Consider the following 18,054-nt stretch of genomic DNA (forward strand, 5'->3'; position numbering starts at 1 on the left):
GTGGCTAGATCATCCGCATGACAAAGATGCGCCCCCTTACCACGGTGTATAACGCGCCCTCCCCATAGGAGCGGCCGCGATCAGTGATGTTCGACGATGCCGCCGCCGGGCGGCATTCTTGTTTCAGGCCTCCCGGTGGCGCAAAGCCACGGAAAGCCAGATGGAACAGACCGACGACCCCGACTTCATCCCCTCGCAGCCGCCTGCGTTACGGCTCGGCCTGTTTGGCTGCGGCGCCTTCGGCGGGTTGATCGCGCCGCATCTGGCGCGGCATTTCGTGCTTGCCATCCACGACCCCGCGCGAGAAGGCAGTGTGCCGCTGCAGGAGGTTGCATCCGCCGATATCGTGGTGCTGGCGGTTCCGCTCGCCGCGCTGCCGGCGACGGCAGCGGCGATCGCGCCGCATCTCCGCCCCGGCGCGCTTGTCGTGGATGTGTGCTCCGTGAAGCTCGCCCCGCTGCAGATGCTGGAGGAGCTGTTGCCGCCGCATGTCGCCCTGGTGGGGAGCCATCCGCTGTTCGGTCCGAGGAGCTTTGGCCCTGAGGCGCGAGTGGTCCTCTGTCCCGCGCGGGGCGGGCGCGGGGTCGCGCCGCTGCGCCGGTGGCTGCGGCAGCAGGGGCGGAGGGTGCTCGTCCGCACGGCGGAGGTACATGACCGGGATATGGCCCTTGCGCAGGGCGTCACGCATATGGTGGGCCGGATCGTTGCCGCGCTATCACAGGAAGCGGTTCCAGGCCATGGCATGACAACCCCCAGTTTTGAGCATCTGCTGACGGCGGCGGGTATGGTCGCGGGCGACGCGCCGGGCGTGTTTGAAACGATCCAGCGCGACAATCCTTTTGTCGCGGCGATCCAGCAGCGGTTTTTCGCGGCGACGGAAGCTCTGCGCGGGGAGATCTCCGCTGTCAGCCCGGCAGCGCCCGCTGTTCCACAGTGTTGACCGGAGGGGGCAGACCCGCCTCCGCCTGCAGCCAGGCCCATGTCTCGGCAAGCCCCGCCTCCAGCGTCATGGTGGCAGACCAGCCCAGCAATTCCCGCGCACGGGAACAGTCCAGCACCACGCGGGGCAGATCGAACTCGCGCCCCGGACGGCGCAGGGGCACGATGGGCCTTCCCGTCGCTTCCGACAGCAGGGCGATCAGTTCGGCGATGCTGCACCCGCGGCCGCTGCCCACATTGTAACATCCGTCAAGGCTGCTCCGGAGCGCCAGCAGGCACAGGCGGGCAAGGTCTCCGACATGGACGAAGTCCCGCACCACGCTGCCGTCGCCCCAGACCTCCGGCATCTCTTCCTGCGCGATCTGCCACAGGAATGTCCCGATGACCCCTTGCACACCAAGCCGGCCCTGTCGCGGGCCGAAGGGATTGGCGGGCCGGAGAATGGCGTAGCCCAGCCCGCTCGCCATATGTTCCGCCACGATATAGCGTTCCGCCGCCGCCTTCACGATACCATAGGGCGTGACAGGTCGTAGCGGATGATCTTCCGTGATCGTGTCGGAGAGCGGGGGGCCATAGACCGTCCCGCCGGAGGAAAGATAGACGAGGCGCTTCACCCCTGTCCGCCGCATGGTTGCCAGCAGTTGCACCAGCGGCAGAAGATTGTCGCTGATATCGCCCGCCGGATCCCGCACCGCCGTTTGCGGGACGGAGGAGCTGGCGGCATGGATGACGCGATCCACCCCGTGCAAGGCCTCCTCCACCACGGACATGTCGCGAAGGTCGCCCAGGTAATAGTGCACATCCGGCAGCGGCGGGCGGTAGCGTTCCGGCATTCTGTCCAGAATGGCGACGTCCTCCCCCCCTGCGCGCAGCACGTCTACGATGTGGGAGCCGATGAAGCCGTTCCCGCCGATGACAAGCGTGGTCATGCTGGTATCTCCGCCTATGCCGTACGCGCGACAAGGCGCGGGTTGCCGGCGAATGTGTTGCGGATCCATCTGCGCGCAGGTTGTTCGAGGAACTGGAAGCTCATCGCCGCCAGTGCCGTGCTCACCGCCAGAACGATCACCGTATAGAGGACGAAGCCATCCGCCGTACCCGGGTTCAGCGACGGGGCCAGCCTGTTGACCGCCATGATGACCAGCGCGTGGATGAGATAGATGGAGAAGCTGATATCGCCCCAGTAAACGAACCACTTCTGCCCGAGAAACCGCTGCAGCCCCCCGCGGCAAAGCACCAGCGCAAAAATCATCACCGTAAAGGCCGCGACCACGCCGACATCCGGCAGATAGTAGCGGGTGCCGATGAATGCTGTCGCCATGGCGAGTATGGCAATGATGTCCCAGCTCACACCCTTTGGCAGACGCCAGTGAAGCGCCGCGGGCGCAAGTCGGGCAAGAAGGCAGCCGATGGCAAAGTCCACCGTGTTGCGCAACAGCGCTCCCCAGCCGAGCTGGATCGCCCATGTCCGTCCGGGATGCAGCGCCACGAAGGCGGTCATGAAGGCGAACAGCACCGCAATGGCGAGCACCTGCGTCCGCGTGCTGTTCAGCCGGTTCAGCGGCAGCGCAAGAAGGGGAAACAGCAGGTAGGTGAACCACTCTGTGCTGATGGACCAGGCCGGGTAGTTGAAGCTGAGCGTCGGCAGCGTGCCCCATGCCTGCATCAGCAGGAGGTTCCAGAAGAACGCCTCTCCCGAAAAGGACGTCCCCGGCGTGTTCGGCGTCACCACCAACACCGCAGCGCCCAGAACCAGCAGGGTCGCAAGATGCAGCGGATAGAACCGTGCGATCCGCAGGACGAGGAAGTGTCTTACAGTGCGGGCATCCATCCCTGGGTGTTTGGCACTGAAGAACTCCTCCCGGTGAAGCATGGCGATGAGAAAGCCGGAGAGGATGAAGAAACAGTCCAGCAGGAACTCCCCCCGTCCGATGAAGCCGGGGCTTTCATGCAATGACGCGCCGTAGCCGAGCGCCTCGAGGCAGTGGCGATAGACAACGATGAAGGCGAAGGGCCCCCGGATGGAGGTCAGCAGCGAAAGGCCGGGAAAGCGGATCATGATGCGCCTTTCATCCAGCGTTCTGGGCATGAAGTGCAGGCCCGCCGGCCAGGGCCAGATCCCCCTCCGGGAGCGACGGAAGCGACAGCTCCCGTTCGGCGCCAAGCAACGGCACGGGATATTGCTGGACAAGCATCGCCTGATAGGCGCGCAGCACCGGCTCCCAAGTGAATCGCGCGGCGTGGCGCATCCGCGCGGCGGCGGACATGGCGCTGCGCAGCGGCGGGCTATCGATCAGCGCGGTGATATGCTGATCCAGCTCCTCGACGTCCGCGAAGAACCGCTGCTCCTCCCCCGCGACCCAACCGTTGAACATGTTCCGATGGGCGATGACCGGGCAACCTGCGCCAAGCGCTTCCACAAGCGACGGGTTCGTCCCGCCGACGGTATGTCCGTGGATATGGGCGAGCGTATGCACGCGGAGCGCGGCGACCGCTTCCTTCTCGAATACGGGGCCGAGGAAAACGACTTCCTGGCTGGCGGCGGCGCGGACCGCGTCATGGTAGCCGTTGCCCGGTTCAAGCCCCCCCGCGACGGCGAGCTTCACCCCCCGCGGCCGGGCGGAGAAGGCGCGCACGATCTGCAACGTCTGGTTTTCCCGCTCCACCCGCGCGATGGAAAGCATGAACTTCTGCGGCTCCAGGCCAAAGGCGGCGAGCGGAGCGGGGTCGGCCTCCGGCAGGCTCTCCGCGCCATAGGGGATCATGGTGATGCGGGAGTGATCCGTCATCCCCGACAGCCGCTTCGCGATCGCGGGATGGTCGGCCACCAGGTGGTTGCCCAGCATCACCGCCGCCCGCTCGTTCAGGCGGAACCACTGGCGGACCGGCCAGGACCACTTGGTCCGCTTCCACTCCAGCCCGTCCATGTTGATGACGTTCCGCACCCCGCTCAGCCGATAGAGCAGCCCTATGAGCGCCGTGTTGTAGCCGAGCGTAAGCACCAGCGGCGCACCTTTCACGGCATGCCTGGCGGAGATCCAGTCGAACTCGATGGAGCCGAGCGACCCCTTGCGGCGCACAGGCAGCTGGATCAGCTTCACCCCTCGCCATTCGGAAGCGCCGTCGCCGGTCTCGTCCTGACAGTAGACATCCACGCGCCAGCCCTGCTCCACGAGCCAGGGGGCCAGCTCTTGCGCAAAGGTCTCGAACCCGCCGTGCCACGCGGGGATGCCGCGGGTTCCGAGGATTGCGAGATGGGGCGGCTTGCCTTCCGCGTCACGAAGCCCGGCGGGCGTGTTCAGCGGCAGGACGACGGGCCGTCGGGAAAAATCGTTAGCCATGGGAAACGCCGTGCTCTTCGGGGTTTGAACTGGCGATCGGCAGGGATCGCGTTGCGGGTGGCGAAAGATCAGGTCGTCGCATCGTCAGGACATGGCTGGCATAGCGGCGCATGACCTTGGCCTTTCGTCGGAGACGGGGGTCGCGGCGAAGAACGCCCGCGGCCCCGTAAGCTGCTGACCGGAGAGAGAATCCTGCTCCGTAGCCGAAGCGGAAGGGGCCGAAACTGCCCGGATTTTCCCGCAGGTAGAGCCGTGCCAGCGCGTCGAGCCAGGTTGTGGAAATATCTGACCCCTCCTGCGTGCCGCCCTGCACATGCACGGCGGAAAGGTCCGGGAGATAGGCGACCTGCCATCCCGCGCGGCGCATCCGGCAGCCCCATTCGACATCCTCGGCATACATGAAGAAGCCGGCATCCAGCCCGCCCACCTGACGGACGACATCGGCACGGACAAGGATCAGCGCCCCGCTGAGCCAGTCCACCTGCCGGGGGGCTGTCCCGCGGCGGGGCGTGAGGAACAGGCTCCGCGCGGCCGGGAATAACCGGCCCAGACCAAGGGCATGGACCAGCACCGCGGCCGGCCGCGGCGCATGACCGCCGTCGCCGACCTGATGCCGCCCGTCGGGATAGGTCAGCCGACAACCAACGGCGGCGGTCCGGGGATGCGCCTCCAGATGGCTGAGCAGCCGCGCGATGGTACCGGGCGTCTGCAGGAAGGCATCCGGGTTCAACAGCAGTATCCTCTCCGACTGCGCCAGAGCGAAGCCACGGTTATTCCCCCCGGCAAAGCCAAGGTTCTCAGCGGTTTTCACCAGATGCACATCCGGGAACTCGGCAGCGACCATCTCTGGCGCGCCGTCGGTTGATCCGTTGTCGATCACGATGATCTCGCGGTTCAGTTCAGGTGAATCGGCCGACGCCAGTTCCAGGCACCGGCGCAGGTAATCCCGGCCGTTCCAGGCGACGATCACGATGGAAACCTTCGGCTTATGCGGCGAGCAGGAAAGGTGCGAGAGCGTCTGCGATGTCATGACTTTCCTCCGCAGCGGTGTATTGAATTCTGACGTATGAAACTGCCGGTAGATTTCTTGAAATAATTCTCATCTTGATGTCGCCTCTTGAGGCTTGAGCGACCGCAGTGCGCGAATTGGCGGACTGGCCTCGCGTATGGGTATAGGTTCTGAGATGAAGGTCCGCTCGTGGAGTAGTGCCGCCTGAAGAAGCCCAAGCAATACGGCGATGGTCTGTGAAACCGGAAGGCTCAAGCGAAAGCCCGGATCGATGGTGCCGTGAAGAAGATGGGCTATAAGACCTAATGCCACACCAAGAGATATGGAACGGCTCAAGGACGACCGGTAATTACGGAAGCCGATAATTCCAAGATAGATACCGATCCCGAATATTCCCAGAAACCCGATAAACCCGATGACCCCAACCTCTACGGCGGCGAAAAGATACATGTTGTGGACGACGTGATTTACGGGGCCGAAAAGCCCTGTCGCGCCGGTTTTGTCCAATCTGGCGAAGGCAGGCGCGAAATTGTTCAGGCCCTGACCGATGAATGGCGAATCCATGAACACCTGCCACGCCGCATGGTTCATGGTTGATCGGTGAGAGAGGCTGCCGCCGTCATCGCCGAACATGCGCTCCATCGCCTGGCCCCCGAACAGCCCGATCATGATAAGCGTCAGGAATATCCCCGTGCCGATGACCGCCAGCCCGCGGGGGGTCAGGAAACGGTGTCGCGCGAGCAGCCATGCCTCTATCGGCAGCAACAACCCCATGGCGAGCCAGCCGCCGCGTGAGAGGCTGAGTGCCAGGCCCGCCAGCCCGAGCGTGACGGCGAGCCCGAAGAGGATGTGGTTGCCCAGTCCCCGCGCCATCAGCCATGCGCCGAAAAGCAGCGGCAGCAGCAGCTCATAGAAATAGGCCAGCATGTTGGGATTCCCCAGCGTCCCGGTGGAGCGCACCTTGGCCTCGAAGGCCACGGATTCGATCGCCACCCCCTGATCGCCGAGAAAACCCAGGCCCAGCCCCGAGCCGCCCACGCCCTGCGCGATGGAGATCAGCGCCTGAAAGATCATCGTCACGGCCAGGGCCTGCAGGAAGAACCAAAGCCTGTCGGGCGTGATATTCGCCACCGTCATCATGAGGAGGAGCAGCATCGACAGCCGCATGATCTCAAACCAGACCAGTGCCGGATCGGGTGCTTTCAGGAGGCTCAGCACACCTGCCGCCGCATAAGCCAGCCAGGGCAGCATGGTCAGCACCGGCATCCTCAGGCTCCGACCCTCCAACACCCGCAGGCCAAGAACGGTCAGGGCGGCAAGGAAGCTCAGCGTGATGGTGACACCTGCGGCGCCGCCGACATTCTCCACATAGTGCCCGGCCGTGTTGACATGCAGAAACAGCGTGAAGGACACCGCCAGCGGCAGGCCGAACGCCATCAGCAGCAGCATCCAGCGCTCTGCCTGACCGATGGCGATCAGCCCCAGAAAGCCTGCCAGGCATCCAAAGGCCAGCCCGCCCGCGATGAAGATCTTCGTCGGCGCGAAGATCAGCACCATGGTCAGCACACCCGTCGCTAGGCCGGTCAGCAGGACCGGCAGGAGCATCGCGGCCTGCGGGCGGGAGAGGGCAGCGATGCTCATGGAGCGGCCCGGTTGAGGATCAGCCCGTCGATCCGTGCACCCACCGTCGCCAGCGACTCTGCGGCGGCGATCACGGCATCGCTGGTGCTCTGTCCGGCATCGACGACCAGATATATCTCGTCTGCCTTCTGGCCGATCAGCAGCATGTCGGGCGCGGCTCCGATCGGGGGGCAGTCGAGCAGAAGGAAATCGAACCGCCCCGTCGCGCTGTCTATCAGCGACTCCAGCCTGCGTGGATGGAGAAGCGCGGCCGCATCCTGTGTCTCCTCCAGCCCGGCGGAGATGACTGGCGGGCGAAGATCGTTCGGCAGTTGCAGCGCCTCGGCCAGCGGAAGGCGACCGGTGAGAAGTTGCGCGAGCCCGGGACGGCGGGGCAGGGCGAGCAACCCCTCTACCGCGGGCCGGCGCAGGTTGGCCTCCACCAGCAGGGCGCGGGCACGGAATTCCGCGTGCAGTGCGGCGGCGAGCCCGGTGGCGAAAGTGGTGACACCGGCGCCCGGCGTCAGCGCAGTGATCGCGACGGTGACCGGCCTCTCCTCCACCCGCCGCGCCTGCCGCGCGATGAGCGCCCCGGCAAGCCCGCGCGCATGTCCGGCCGCGGCACGAAGCCGTGCGGCACCCGGGGAGGTGTCATAGAGAGCAAGTGGAAGGGAGGGCGCGTTCATGACAACCTCGGAACGGTTGCAACCACGGGAAGGCCGAGGCGACGCTCCACATCGGCGGGGCGGCGCAGGCGCCGGTCGGTCAGGCCAAGGAAAATCGCGAGCGCCGTACCCGCCAGCAGGCCGAACAGCCCGCCGATGGCGAGCACCATCGACCGTTTCGGCGCGGCAGGCTCCACCGGCACGTTCACGGCACCGAATTGGGCGGTCGAGGTGACATTCAACCGGTCCAGGGCTTCGTTCATGCGCAGGCGTTCGTACTGGCGCTGATACTCCTCCAGACGTTCGCGCTGACGGGTGACGTTCTGGCCCAGTGACTCGAATTGCAGCGCGCCCTCGTTGATCCGTTGCAACGCCGCGCGACGATCACCGATGCGGGCCTCACCCTGCGCCAGCCGTTCGCCATTGGAGCGCAGAAGTCCGTCGATCTGGCGGTTGAGCGTGTCGTGCTTCCGGTTTCTCAGGCTCGAGATCTCCGCCGTCACCTCGCGGACTTCGCGGGCATCGTCCGAATAGCGGCTGGCAAGGCGGCTCCGCTCCGTCGAGGCCGCGACATAGCTTTCATCGAGCGCGGTCAGCGGGGTCGCATTCAGCATGGTGGGGGTTTCGATCCATTCCGCGCCGCCGTCGAAATCCGCAGCCACCTGCGCGCGCACCTGCCGCAGATCCTCCATCTCGGCCCGCAGCCTGTCGCGGTCCTTCTCCATCTCGGAGATGGCGGTCAGGGCAAGGTCGCGTTCCACGTCGAGCCGGCTCATGTCGGAATCGCGCTGGAAGCCCGAGAAAGCATCCTCCGCCCGGCGCAGATCCTGCTCGGCGAGCGCCACCTGATCGCGGTAGAAATCAGCGGAGGCCGTGGAGGAATGGATGTCCACGTGACGAGCCTGATAGGCGTTCAGGTAACTCTGGAGAGCATAGGCCGCGAAACGGGGGTCATCCCAGACGAACTCCGCCTGGATGATGTCGGTTTCCTTGATGTAGTTGACGCTGAACGCATCCATGTAGGACTGCGCGATCTTTTCTTCCGGGTGTTTTCCGGCGCCCATGCCAAGCGCCATGCGAAGCCCGCCCACCCCGGTCTTCACGACGCCCACCACCCCGCCCAGCATCCGCCCGACAAAGGAAGAGGCGGCGATGTCATGCCCGGCAAGCTCCGCCTGTTTCGCCTGAAGATCGGCAAAGATCTCATGTGTGAGGGTCGGATCCCGCAGGATCTCGATCTCGTTGTTGATGCTCTGCGGACGTTCCTGAAAGATCACGTTCTGCTGGGGCACCTGTGCCACCTGAAGAGCGCTGAACTTCTCCCGCCCGACCTTCACCAGCATCTTGGTGGAGGCGACATAAGCCGGGCCGGTCATCATCAGGTAGCCAAGCGCTGTCACCGCAGCCACTGCCGCGACCATGAGGATCAGCCGCCAGCGCTCGCGGATCATCGTCGCCAGTTCTGCGAGCGTCAGCGGCCGGTTGGAGGCAGAAGGCAATGCGGGAGAGCGGGGAGGGGTCGTCATCTGGATTACCGCGCTTGCAGGGGCTGAAGGGGATTGCGAACCTCTCCGGCGCGCAGAAGGCCGGAGAACAGGATGATGACGGCATAGACCGCCAGCCCCGCGATGCCGCCCAGCGTCTCCGACAGGGGGCGGAGGGCGAGCATGGTGAGTGTCATCGCGGCACCGGCAAAGAGAACCCAGAGGATGAGGCGGCGGGAGAGCAGCCCCTCTACATGCGCGCGCACGACGATGAGCGGGATGCCGGCAATGACCGCCTCTGCCGCCACCGCGCTCCACGCCGCCCCCTGCGGCCCCAGGCGGGCGACCAGCAGCGGGCAGAGCACGAGGTTCACCGCGAGTGCCGCCGCCGCCGCCGGGATCAGTATCCCCTGCCGTCCGATTGCGACGATCACCGGCAGCAACGCCATGCCGATCGCGGTCAGTGCGAGTTGCATCGACAGGATTGCCGCGACAGGAGCGCTTGCCGCGAAAGCAGGACCATAGATCAGGCCGACCACAGGGCCGGAGAGCAGCGGTGCCGCCAGCACCACCGGTAGGCCGAAGGCCAGCGCCAGAGCCAGAGCCCGCTGCGCCGCGCCGGTGATGGCGCCGTCCTGCTGAAGCCGGGTGAAGATCACGAACATCGGTGTGATCGCAGTGGCCACCAGCGCCGCCCCCAGCTCCAGAAACCGTTGCGAGGCAAAAAAGATCGCGAGGTCCTCCGGCCCGCGCAGCCATTGCAGCACCGCGATCGCCAGACGCAGGTTCAACATGGCGAGCAGGCCGGACAGGCCGAGCGGCCCGGCGATACGCAGGATCGGCAGCGCATGTTCAGCCACGCGCCCGAAGCCGACACCCATCAGCCGCCAGCAGAGCGCCAGACCGAGCGCGGCATAGGCCAGCCCCGCCAGCATATGCGCCCCGATCAGCAGATCCGGCCGTTCGGGCGCGAACCACAGGACGGGTGCTGCCGTCGAAACCAGCACCACCACGTAGAGATACCCTGCCAGACGCGAATATTGCGGCTGTCCGCCCACCTGAAACACCGGCTCAAAGAAGCGGGCGCCCAGAAGCGGCGTCAGCAGGCAGGCGAGCGTCGTGACGGGCCAGAGCAAGGGGGGCAGGAACAGATACGTCGCCCCCACCCCCACAAGTCCCGCGACAAGGGAAATCGCCAGACGGAGCGCCACGAAGCTGCCCAGCATCTCCCCCTGCTCTGTCGCGGGTGTGGCGGTCAGCAGCGTTCCAAGCGCTGCCGTGGTTCCCAGATCGGCGAAGGACCACACGATGGCCAGAAAGCCTACGCCAAGCGCATAGGTGCCCACATCGGCAAGGCTCATCACATGGCTCGCCGCGATCAGGATGCCCGCGCCGCCCGCGACATACAGAAACCGGCCCAGAGCTTGGGCGGCAAGGTTGCGGCGGTATTCGCGGGCGTCGCGGTTCATACCGCCTCCGCCTGTCCGGCGCGTTGCACGCGGCCACCCGGAACGGCGGGGCCGCCGATCCATGCCTCGCCCTCGCGCACCCGCTCGAATAGATGCACATAGTCCCGCGCCATCCGGGCCACGTCGAAACGCTCCTCCGCCCAGCGGCGGCAGGCCGCGGGGTCGAGCTGGCCGACATTGCGCATCGCCTCCGCCAGCTCCTTCGCCCCGTCGACAAGGAAGCCCGAGACGCCGTGGTCGATCTGCTCCGGCAGCCCGCCGGAGCGGTAGGCGATCACCGGCGTCCCGCAGGCCAGCGCCTGGATCACCACCATCGGCAGCGCATCCATCCAGCGCGGCGTCTGCACCAGGGCCCGCGCCGCGCCCAGCACGGTGGGAAGGTCGCTCGTCTCCCCCTTCCAGCTGATCCCGCGGCCCAGCACGGTGAGCGGACGCACGACGGCGGAGTAGTACAGCCGATGCTCCGGCACGCCGTAGATGTCGAGCGGCACGCCCGCCCGAAGCGCAGCGAGAATGGCCTCGTGCTGCGCCTTGTAGGGGGCGACCTTGGCGATATGCACGATGGGCGCGGTCTTCTGACGTACGAAGCGGTAGCGGCTGAGATCGACGCCATAGTTCACATGCGGCATCCCGCCGCCGATCGCCTCCGCATGGCCGCGCCCTGCGGCGACGATGTTGGGGCGCTGGTACTCCGGTCCCACGGGGATGCAACTCGATATCAGAAAGGGGAACCGCTCGGGATGCCGGAGGACGTAGAGGTTCTCGAACGACCAGTCGTGGATCACGTCCACCGGGTCTGCTTCCAGCGCGGTCTTCATGATCTCGTAGAGCGGCTCCTCGCTCAACTTGTCGGCGGCCTTGTTCACGCCGGTCAGCTCCCGCCCGGGCGCGGGGATCGGGATGAGCCGGCCGCTGCTCCGGCTGCCCTCACGGGCGAAAAGCGTCACCTCATGGCCCTGTCGGATCAGCTCTTCGCAATATTCGTGAACCACGCGCTCGATCCCGCCGTAGCCGCTGGGCGGTGTCGCGCGATAGACGGTGGAGACGACGGCAATACGCAGGGGCTGGCCTGATCGAAGGGGCCGAAATGTCAGCATGAGAACCACTCCAGAACGCGCCGCACCGCGGTGCAGGCGGCTTCGACCTCGTCATCCGTCATGGCGCTGGACAGCGGCAGCGAGAGGGTGCGCGCACTCACCCGATCCGCGTTGGGCAGGTCCTGCCATCCGATCACCTCTGCACAGCGGAAGCCGGTCAGCAGATGCACGCCCCGGTAATGCACGCCGACGCCGATATTCTCCGCCTGAATGGCATTCAGTACGCCGTCACGATCGGTGCTCAGTTCCTCTGGCCGGATCTGGACGGCGAAGAGGTGATAGGCATGGTCGGTCTCCGGGTCGGGCAGGGGCGGCAGGTCGATGGGCAGGCCCGTCAGCACGGCCCGGTAATGGGCGACGATCTCCTTCCGCCGCCGCAACCGCCGCTCCACTCCCGCAAGCTGCACCCGCCCGAGGGCCGCAGCGATATCGTTCATGTTGTATTTCCAGCCGATCTCCTGCACGTCGTAGTGCTGGTATCCCGCCGCCGAAAACCGTTTCCACGCATCGCGGCTCAACCCGTGAAGGCTCAGCAGGCGCGCCCGCTCCAGAAGCGCCGGATCACGGGCGACAAACATGCCGCCCTCTCCGGTCGTGAGCGTCTTGTTGGCGTAGAAGCTGAAGCAGCCGACCGCCCCGATGGTGCCCGCATGGGCGCCGTGCCAGGTGGTCTCCACCGCATGGGCGCAATCCTCCACCACCGGCAATCCGGCGGCATCGGCAATGGACATGATCGGCCCCATGTCGCAGATCCGCCCATACATATGGACGACGATGATCGCCCGTGTGCGGGGGGTGATGCGGGCGGCAATTTGCTCGGGCAGGATATTGCCGGTCTCCGGATCGCAGTCACAAAGCACAGGCGTCGCCCCGGCATGGAGAATGGCGCTGACCGTTGCGCAAAAGGTCATGGCGGTGGTGATGACCTCGTCTCCCGGTCCAACGTCTAGAACCTGCATCGCCAGATGCAGCGCTGCTGTCGCGGAGTTCACGGCCACAGCGCCCTGAGCGCCGATGTAATTCGCAAAGGAGTCCTCGAACCGCCGGGTCTCGGGGCCGGCGCCAATCCAGCGGCTGGATATAACCGCGGCCACGCTGTCTATTTCATCCTGTCCAATGTCAGGTTTTCCAAAGACAACAAAGGATCCCCGATCCCGAATGGGAGCGTTCCCTAATACGGCCGGTTTTTCCTTGGCGTGGATATCTCTCATATCCATTGGAAATCCTTTGTCAAAATTCTCGATACGCTTATCAGGGCGTCAACAGGAAAGCGGGCGTTACGGCGGTAATGATGTTAGTCGTTATGACTATGTTGGATCGGGCTTAATCTTGGGCTGAACGTCTTGTTGATAATTATCAACGTAATAATCGTAAACTTGCTAAACCTACAAGATTGGATGGCATTATCAATGTGTGGTTGTATTGGCAGCTAACGTGGATATCGCGATGTGGTTAGCAATTCACGACCAGCGGGCCGACTTGTCAAGAAGACATTTGCATGTATTATTTGATCTTATTCATGATTGCCTTCGAAAGGGGGGTGTCCGGGAAATGGAACAACCCGAGATTTCAGTTGTTATCCCGACTTACAACCGAAAGGACGCATTGGAACGATGCCTCAATGCATTGCGCAAACAGATTTTGCATAATGCTACATTCGAGGTTCTGGTTATTGATGATGGTTCCGCGGAAGACGTTCAATCTCTGGTTAAAGAATGCGCAGACGGCCGAATCACCTGCATCCGGCAGGAACAGTCGGGCGCGAATGCCGCCCGGAATCGCGGGCTGGCAGAAGCACGGGCGCCGGTCATCTTGTTTCTCAACGATGACACGATCGCGGAGCCGGACCTGCTCGCCCGCCACCTGGCGCTTCACGCCAGCTACCCGGAGCAGGAAGTGGCCGTATTGGGCCGCATGACCATCCATCCGGATTTCGCCGCCAATCCGCTTTCGCCGCTTCATCATGATGCGTCATTTGCGCCGCTCGCAGGGCAGGAGGAGGTGGGCTGGACCGCTTTCTTTACCTGCAACCTTTCGGTCAAGTCCGCATTCCTTGCGCGCCACGGCCAGTTTGATGAAAGGCTCCGCTGGCACGAGGATATCGAGCTCGGCCAGCGCCTTGTGCCGCACGGGCTGCGTCTGCTCTACGCGCCGGAGGCCCTGGGCTATCATTGGCATTCGCTGGACGAGGCGCAGTTCCTCCGCATTGCGGAGCGGGAGGGGACAGCGCTGGCGCTGTGGTGGAAGAAGGCCCCCGACCTTGCTCCCGTTCTCGGCGCGCTTGGCATGGTCGGGCCGGAGGCTCTGCCGCCTGCGTTGCGCCACCGGCTCGGCGATGCCGCCTTCGCCACCTTCGGCGATACGGCGGCGCTGCGGCTGGCGGAACAGGTGAGCCCTGTCGCCCCCGGCCTGTCCCGCGCGATCTGGCGCAAGGTCTTTCAGTTCCGCAAGCGCCGCGCCATCCGGGAAGAGCTTTCGCGGGTGGCATCGTGAACCTCGCGCTCTCCCGCCGTTCGCTGCTCGCGATGGCCACTCTGCCACTTCTGGCGCCCCTTCGCGCGCGGGCGGGCGAGGTCATCTTCACTGATCGGCCCGCCGATCTTCCGTGGTCGAGTCTTCCGCCCGGCACCGAGGTGGTGATCCGCGCGGGGCGCTACGACATGCCCCTTGTCATCCCCACGAGGGGGACTGCGGATCGACCCGTTCTGATCCGCGCGGAAAATCCCGGTGCCGCCCGTTTCACCCAGCCCATCCATCTCGACGGCGCGCGCCACACCATCCTCCGTGATGTCACAATGACGGGCACGGAGCATTCCGCCATCGTCCTGCAACAGGGGGCGGAGGCCGTGACCGTGGAGAATTGTCTGCTGCAGGATACCGCGCTCGGCATCTGGATCGGCAACGGGGCGGGAGCCGGGCACAGGCTCATCGGCAACCGGCTCGAGCGCTGCCGGACGATGGGCATCGCCATCGACGCGCTGAATGCAGCGCCGGGGCGGGAGACGTGGATACAGCGCAATGAAATCCTCGATACGGGTATTCATGGCATGGAAATTCACGGCAGCCACTACGTGGTGACTCATAACGCCGTGCGCCGCAGCGGACAGGGAAGCGCCGGTTGCTCCGGTATTCATACCTTCTGCCGTGCGCCGGAGGATGATCATGGAAAGCACAACATCATCGCCTTCAATATCTGCTCCGACACGCGGGAGGTGGAGGCGCAGGATGGCAATGGTATTCAGGCCGATCAGTGGTGTGACGATAACCTGATCGCCTTCAATATCTGCTACGGAAACCACGGGGCGGGAATCAACATTTACGACGCCTCGCGGACGGTGGTGGTCAACAACACCGTCGTCGGCAATATGCGGGATCCGGGCCGGACGCATGCCTATCCGGCGGAGATAACGCTCTCCTCCGATTATACCCGGCGCATGGCGCGCCCCTCCGGTAACCGGATCGAGAACAACATCTGCGTCGCCACGCGGAGAGAGGCGACCGCCCTTTGGGTGGAGGCGACGGCAGGGTCCATGCCGCAGCGGATCGGCAACAACCTGGTCTACAATACTGCGGGAGGCGAAGCGTTTTCCTGGGCAGCGCGCCGGTGGCGCGGCAGTGCGCCGGAGGTCTGGGCCGACTTTACCGGCGGAGTGGATCGCGTGGCCGACCCGCTTTTCTACGATATAGACCAGCCGGGACAGGAGGGGTTCCGTCTTCGCCCCGACTCACCCGCCTGGGGACTGGCGGTGAACGATGCGGCATTGGCCCTGCTTGATGTCACGCCCAATGCCCTCGGCGCGGTGCAGGCATGAGACCGTTTCGCATCGCCGTGGATGCCCATGTTCTGGACGGCAAACCGCAGGGGAGCCGGACATGGCTGCGCGAAACGCTCGCCCGCGCCGTCCCCGCGGCGCCCGAGATCCGGTGGCTGCTGCATGCCCATGACAGCGCTTCGCTTGGCCCGCTCGCCGCTCTGCCGAACGTCGCGTTCCGTCCTATCCCCTATCGCCGCAGCATTGCGCGGCTCGGGGTCTACTGGCCACGTGTGATGGCGCAGAGAGAGGCGGATTTTTACCTGTTCCAGTATCACGGCCCACCGGTCTATCGGGAACGGCAAATCGTCGTGCTGCACGACCTGCTGTTTGAGAGCCATCCGGAATTCTTTCCCCCCCTCATGCGCAAACGCCTGCAGACGCTGGTTCGCGGCGGGGCGCGGCGGGCGGCGGCGGTACTCACGGTTTCCGACTGGACACGGGGGGAAATCGCCCGGCGTTATGCGTTGCCTCCTGGACGGGTATTTCTGGCACCGAATGGTGCACCGGTTTTCCGGGGGGGACGTGCGGGTGATGGCAAGACGGTGCTCTTTGTCGGGCGTATTGAGCCGCGCAAGAACCTTGCACTGCTTCTGGACGCGCTCGATCTGATGACCACGCCGGACAGACGGCTCGTTGTCATCGGCCGTCCCGATTTCGGCAGTGAGGCTGTCATCGCGCGGATGGAGGGGCGGGAGGATGTCGCCTTTCTGCCCGATGCCTCGGACGAGATACTTGCCGGCTGGTATCGCCGCGCCGGCGTGCTGGCCTATCCCAGCAGGGGCGAAGGGTTCGGCATCCCGCTGGTGGAGGCGTTGTCCCTGGGCCTGCCGGTCGTCGCCAGCACGGCCACCGCGATACCGGAGGTCGCAGGCCCCTTCGCCCGGTATTTCGATCCGGATGCGGTGGAGGCCCGGCAGCGTCTCGCCTCCCTGCTGGACGCGGCACTTGCCGACGCAACTCCCCCCGCCACCGATGCGATCACACATCACCTTTCCCGCTTCACATGGGAAAAATCGGCGGAGGGTCTCTTGGCGGCCATCTTTCATGCGGCGGATCAGCGGGACGGGCGCCGCGCCTCCTAGGTCAGGATCCAGTCACCCACCAGCCCTACGGTGCTGTCCCATCCCTCCAATTCTGCCGCGCGACCATCGAGGATCAGTTGCAGACCGTTCAGATCATGCTCCATCTCACCGACCGGCGCTGCGGCGAGGGTAAAGCCCTCGGCCCGATCCTCCCCATGTCGCGCGGAGGCCTCAAGTGCCTCCGCCGTCGCGAGCGTCAGGGTGCCGTCATGTACCAGCGGACCGTTGGGACTTTGCCAGAGATTGCCATCGAATGCGTTGTCCAGCGGCGCGGATTCCGCATCCACATAAAGCGCAAACCCCTGGGCATGATCGGAAAGAACGGTGTTGTCCGTGATCACATTGTCATGGGTCAGGTTGTTGCCAAGCGCGGGATTGCTGTTGATCAGCATTTCCGCAACGACCGTATGGCTGTCGCTCCGATCCAGCAGATTGCCAAAGAGCGTGTTGCCGGCGACCGTATTGCCAGCGGCACCGTGGATGCTGATGCCTGCCCCGTCGTTCGAAAAGGCGAAGTTGTTTTCGACAAGATTGCCGCTCGTGTAGTGATCCAGAAGAATGCCGATCCCGTCATTCCCCCCGCTGTCCAGATTGCCGTAGGAAACATTGCCGGAGATAACGTTGTCCTGCCCCAGCCCTTCCGAAAGCGCGCGGGCGTAGACATGGATGCCGGAAGCCCCCTCAACCAGACGCCCGTTGCCAAAGACAGTATTGTCGTCCACCAGCGTGTTGTTGGCGTAGACGTCGATCCCGTGGCTGCCGTTGTAGGCTACGGTATTCCCCTCGATCCGGTTGCCATGTCCCGCAGGTGTCGCCACGCGATCCAGTGCGATACCGAAGCCCAGATTGCCCGAGACGCTGTTGCCCGTGATCACATTGTCGCCGCCCGAGGTCTGGGAAAACCAGACGCCGCCCGCATTCTCGGTAACGGTATTGCCGCTGATCGTCACCCCGCTCGCGCCCGCTGTGAGAGTGACGCCTGCGTAATCGCTGCCCCTGACAGTGAACCCGCTCAGCCCACCACCGGTCGCGCCGTCAAATACCACGCTTCCCAGGAGCGTCGCGTTACCGGCGCCATAACTTCCGATGGAGATGTCGTCGCCAGAGACAAGGATATTTCCTTCCCAGGCCGTGCCTGCTTTCTGGAGATAGCTGGCGCCGTCATTCCAGGTTACGTCATGCCAGCTCCGAAACGGCGCATCTATGCTGCCATCTCCGGGCCCGGCCGCTGTCGGATCTATGTAGATCGGTGACGGTGAGGCGGCGGGCGCTGCCTTCGCCATTGCGGCGGCTTCAGGGGGCGAGGGGTTCTGCCCGGCCTCGACCGTCAACGGCACTTGTTCGGGTGACGTGATCGTGGCGATGTCGTGCAAAAAAAGATCGGGGAGAAGCGGCGCCTTCTCCCCCGCATCTCCCCGGTAGGTGTCGTCGAGCTGGACGGTGTGATCCGGTGGCGGTTTTGCCTGAATGCTCGCGGTCAAGGATACCTCCATCATTTCGGGAAAGCCCCCCGCGATCAGAGTCCTCAGACCT

15 protein-coding genes are annotated in these 18,054 nt (G+C 64.8%); 4 read left to right on the top strand and 11 right to left on the bottom strand.

Features of this window, described 5'->3' with window-relative positions:
- Positions 1-160: 160 nt before the first annotated feature.
- Positions 161-940: a prephenate dehydrogenase/arogenate dehydrogenase family protein gene (locus CN97_RS10300; RefSeq protein ID WP_035710791.1), complete on the top strand. Its 780-nt coding sequence runs from the start codon at positions 161-163 to the stop codon at positions 938-940.
- On the opposite strand, the gene CN97_RS10305 is transcribed toward CN97_RS10300, so the two are convergent.
- From CN97_RS10305 to CN97_RS10350, 10 genes are all read right to left on the bottom strand, one after another.
- The gene (locus CN97_RS10305) at positions 906-1,868 is read right to left on the bottom strand and encodes an NAD-dependent epimerase/dehydratase family protein (RefSeq protein ID WP_051911132.1); all 963 of its coding nucleotides are present in this window, start codon (positions 1,866-1,868) and stop codon (positions 906-908) included. The genes CN97_RS10300 and CN97_RS10305 overlap by 35 nt on opposite strands.
- Before the next feature lie 14 nt (positions 1,869-1,882).
- On the bottom strand, positions 1,883-2,998 hold the full coding sequence (locus tag CN97_RS10310) for an acyltransferase family protein (protein WP_165496722.1): 1,116 nt from the start codon (positions 2,996-2,998) through the stop codon (positions 1,883-1,885).
- 10 nt (positions 2,999-3,008) lie between these two features.
- Complete coding sequence (locus CN97_RS10315; protein WP_084684095.1) at positions 3,009-4,280, bottom strand: DUF1972 domain-containing protein; 1,272 nt, start codon at positions 4,278-4,280, stop codon at positions 3,009-3,011.
- A complete protein-coding gene (locus CN97_RS10320) occupies positions 4,273-5,310 on the bottom strand; it encodes a glycosyltransferase family 2 protein (protein WP_051911133.1) in 1,038 nt (345 codons plus the stop codon). Before CN97_RS10320 ends, CN97_RS10315 begins: the two co-directional genes overlap by 8 nt.
- A gap of 69 nt (positions 5,311-5,379) precedes the next feature.
- Positions 5,380-6,930: an O-antigen ligase family protein gene (locus CN97_RS10325; RefSeq protein ID WP_035710795.1), complete on the bottom strand. Its 1,551-nt coding sequence runs from the start codon at positions 6,928-6,930 to the stop codon at positions 5,380-5,382.
- Complete coding sequence (locus tag CN97_RS10330) at positions 6,927-7,595, bottom strand: tyrosine-protein kinase family protein (protein ID WP_035710796.1); 669 nt, start codon at positions 7,593-7,595, stop codon at positions 6,927-6,929. The genes CN97_RS10325 and CN97_RS10330 overlap by 4 nt, the downstream gene beginning before the upstream one ends.
- Entirely contained in the window at positions 7,592-9,100 is a 1,509-nt protein-coding gene (locus tag CN97_RS10335; RefSeq protein WP_084684096.1) for a GumC family protein, read from the bottom strand. Before CN97_RS10335 ends, CN97_RS10330 begins: the two co-directional genes overlap by 4 nt.
- Before the next feature lie 5 nt (positions 9,101-9,105).
- The gene (locus CN97_RS10340; RefSeq protein ID WP_035710802.1) at positions 9,106-10,527 is read right to left on the bottom strand and encodes a lipopolysaccharide biosynthesis protein; all 1,422 of its coding nucleotides are present in this window, start codon (positions 10,525-10,527) and stop codon (positions 9,106-9,108) included.
- On the bottom strand, positions 10,524-11,624 hold the full coding sequence (locus CN97_RS10345) for a glycosyltransferase (protein ID WP_035710804.1): 1,101 nt from the start codon (positions 11,622-11,624) through the stop codon (positions 10,524-10,526). Before CN97_RS10345 ends, CN97_RS10340 begins: the two co-directional genes overlap by 4 nt.
- Positions 11,618-12,841: a DegT/DnrJ/EryC1/StrS family aminotransferase gene (locus CN97_RS10350; protein ID WP_338085393.1), complete on the bottom strand. Its 1,224-nt coding sequence runs from the start codon at positions 12,839-12,841 to the stop codon at positions 11,618-11,620. The genes CN97_RS10345 and CN97_RS10350 overlap by 7 nt, the downstream gene beginning before the upstream one ends.
- A gap of 334 nt (positions 12,842-13,175) precedes the next feature.
- On the opposite strand from CN97_RS10350, the gene CN97_RS10355 reads away from it, so the two are divergent.
- From CN97_RS10355 to CN97_RS10365, 3 genes are read left to right on the top strand one after another with little or no spacing between them, the layout of a single operon-like run.
- Positions 13,176-14,117 carry a glycosyltransferase family 2 protein gene (locus CN97_RS10355; RefSeq protein WP_035710806.1) on the top strand — a complete coding sequence of 314 codons (942 nt, stop codon included), beginning with the start codon at positions 13,176-13,178 and terminating at the stop codon, positions 14,115-14,117.
- Positions 14,114-15,436: a right-handed parallel beta-helix repeat-containing protein gene (locus CN97_RS10360; protein WP_051911134.1), complete on the top strand. Its 1,323-nt coding sequence runs from the start codon at positions 14,114-14,116 to the stop codon at positions 15,434-15,436. The genes CN97_RS10355 and CN97_RS10360 overlap by 4 nt, the downstream gene beginning before the upstream one ends.
- Entirely contained in the window at positions 15,433-16,521 is a 1,089-nt protein-coding gene (locus tag CN97_RS10365) for a glycosyltransferase family 4 protein (protein ID WP_051911135.1), read from the top strand. The genes CN97_RS10360 and CN97_RS10365 overlap by 4 nt, the downstream gene beginning before the upstream one ends.
- On the opposite strand, the gene CN97_RS10370 is transcribed toward CN97_RS10365, so the two are convergent.
- Complete coding sequence (locus tag CN97_RS10370; RefSeq protein WP_165496723.1) at positions 16,518-18,002, bottom strand: right-handed parallel beta-helix repeat-containing protein; 1,485 nt, start codon at positions 18,000-18,002, stop codon at positions 16,518-16,520. The two genes, CN97_RS10365 and CN97_RS10370, sit on opposite strands and share 4 nt — an antisense overlap.
- Positions 18,003-18,054: the final 52 nt, after the last annotated feature.

The sequence above is a fragment of the Haematobacter massiliensis genome (genome assembly GCF_000740795.1).
Taxonomy (GTDB): Bacteria; Pseudomonadota; Alphaproteobacteria; order Rhodobacterales; family Rhodobacteraceae; genus Haematobacter; species Haematobacter massiliensis.

Bases quoted from the DNA above. Each gene is read 5' to 3' on its own strand.
- CN97_RS10300 (WP_035710791.1), top strand. From the start codon at position 161: ATGGAACAGACCGACGACCCCGACTTCATCCCCTCGCAGCCGCCTGCG.
- CN97_RS10305 (WP_051911132.1), bottom strand. From the start codon at position 1,868: ATGACCACGCTTGTCATCGGCGGGAACGGCTTCATCGGCTCCCACATC.
- CN97_RS10310 (WP_165496722.1), bottom strand. From the start codon at position 2,998: ATGATCCGCTTTCCCGGCCTTTCGCTGCTGACCTCCATCCGGGGGCCC.
- CN97_RS10315 (WP_084684095.1), bottom strand. From the start codon at position 4,280: ATGGCTAACGATTTTTCCCGACGGCCCGTCGTCCTGCCGCTGAACACG.
- CN97_RS10320 (WP_051911133.1), bottom strand. From the start codon at position 5,310: ATGACATCGCAGACGCTCTCGCACCTTTCCTGCTCGCCGCATAAGCCG.
- CN97_RS10325 (WP_035710795.1), bottom strand. From the start codon at position 6,930: ATGAGCATCGCTGCCCTCTCCCGCCCGCAGGCCGCGATGCTCCTGCCG.
- CN97_RS10330 (WP_035710796.1), bottom strand. From the start codon at position 7,595: ATGAACGCGCCCTCCCTTCCACTTGCTCTCTATGACACCTCCCCGGGT.
- CN97_RS10335 (WP_084684096.1), bottom strand. From the start codon at position 9,100: ATGACGACCCCTCCCCGCTCTCCCGCATTGCCTTCTGCCTCCAACCGG.
- CN97_RS10340 (WP_035710802.1), bottom strand. From the start codon at position 10,527: ATGAACCGCGACGCCCGCGAATACCGCCGCAACCTTGCCGCCCAAGCT.
- CN97_RS10345 (WP_035710804.1), bottom strand. From the start codon at position 11,624: ATGCTGACATTTCGGCCCCTTCGATCAGGCCAGCCCCTGCGTATTGCC.
- CN97_RS10350 (WP_338085393.1), bottom strand. From the start codon at position 12,841: ATGGATATGAGAGATATCCACGCCAAGGAAAAACCGGCCGTATTAGGG.
- CN97_RS10355 (WP_035710806.1), top strand. From the start codon at position 13,176: ATGGAACAACCCGAGATTTCAGTTGTTATCCCGACTTACAACCGAAAG.
- CN97_RS10365 (WP_051911135.1), top strand. From the start codon at position 15,433: ATGAGACCGTTTCGCATCGCCGTGGATGCCCATGTTCTGGACGGCAAA.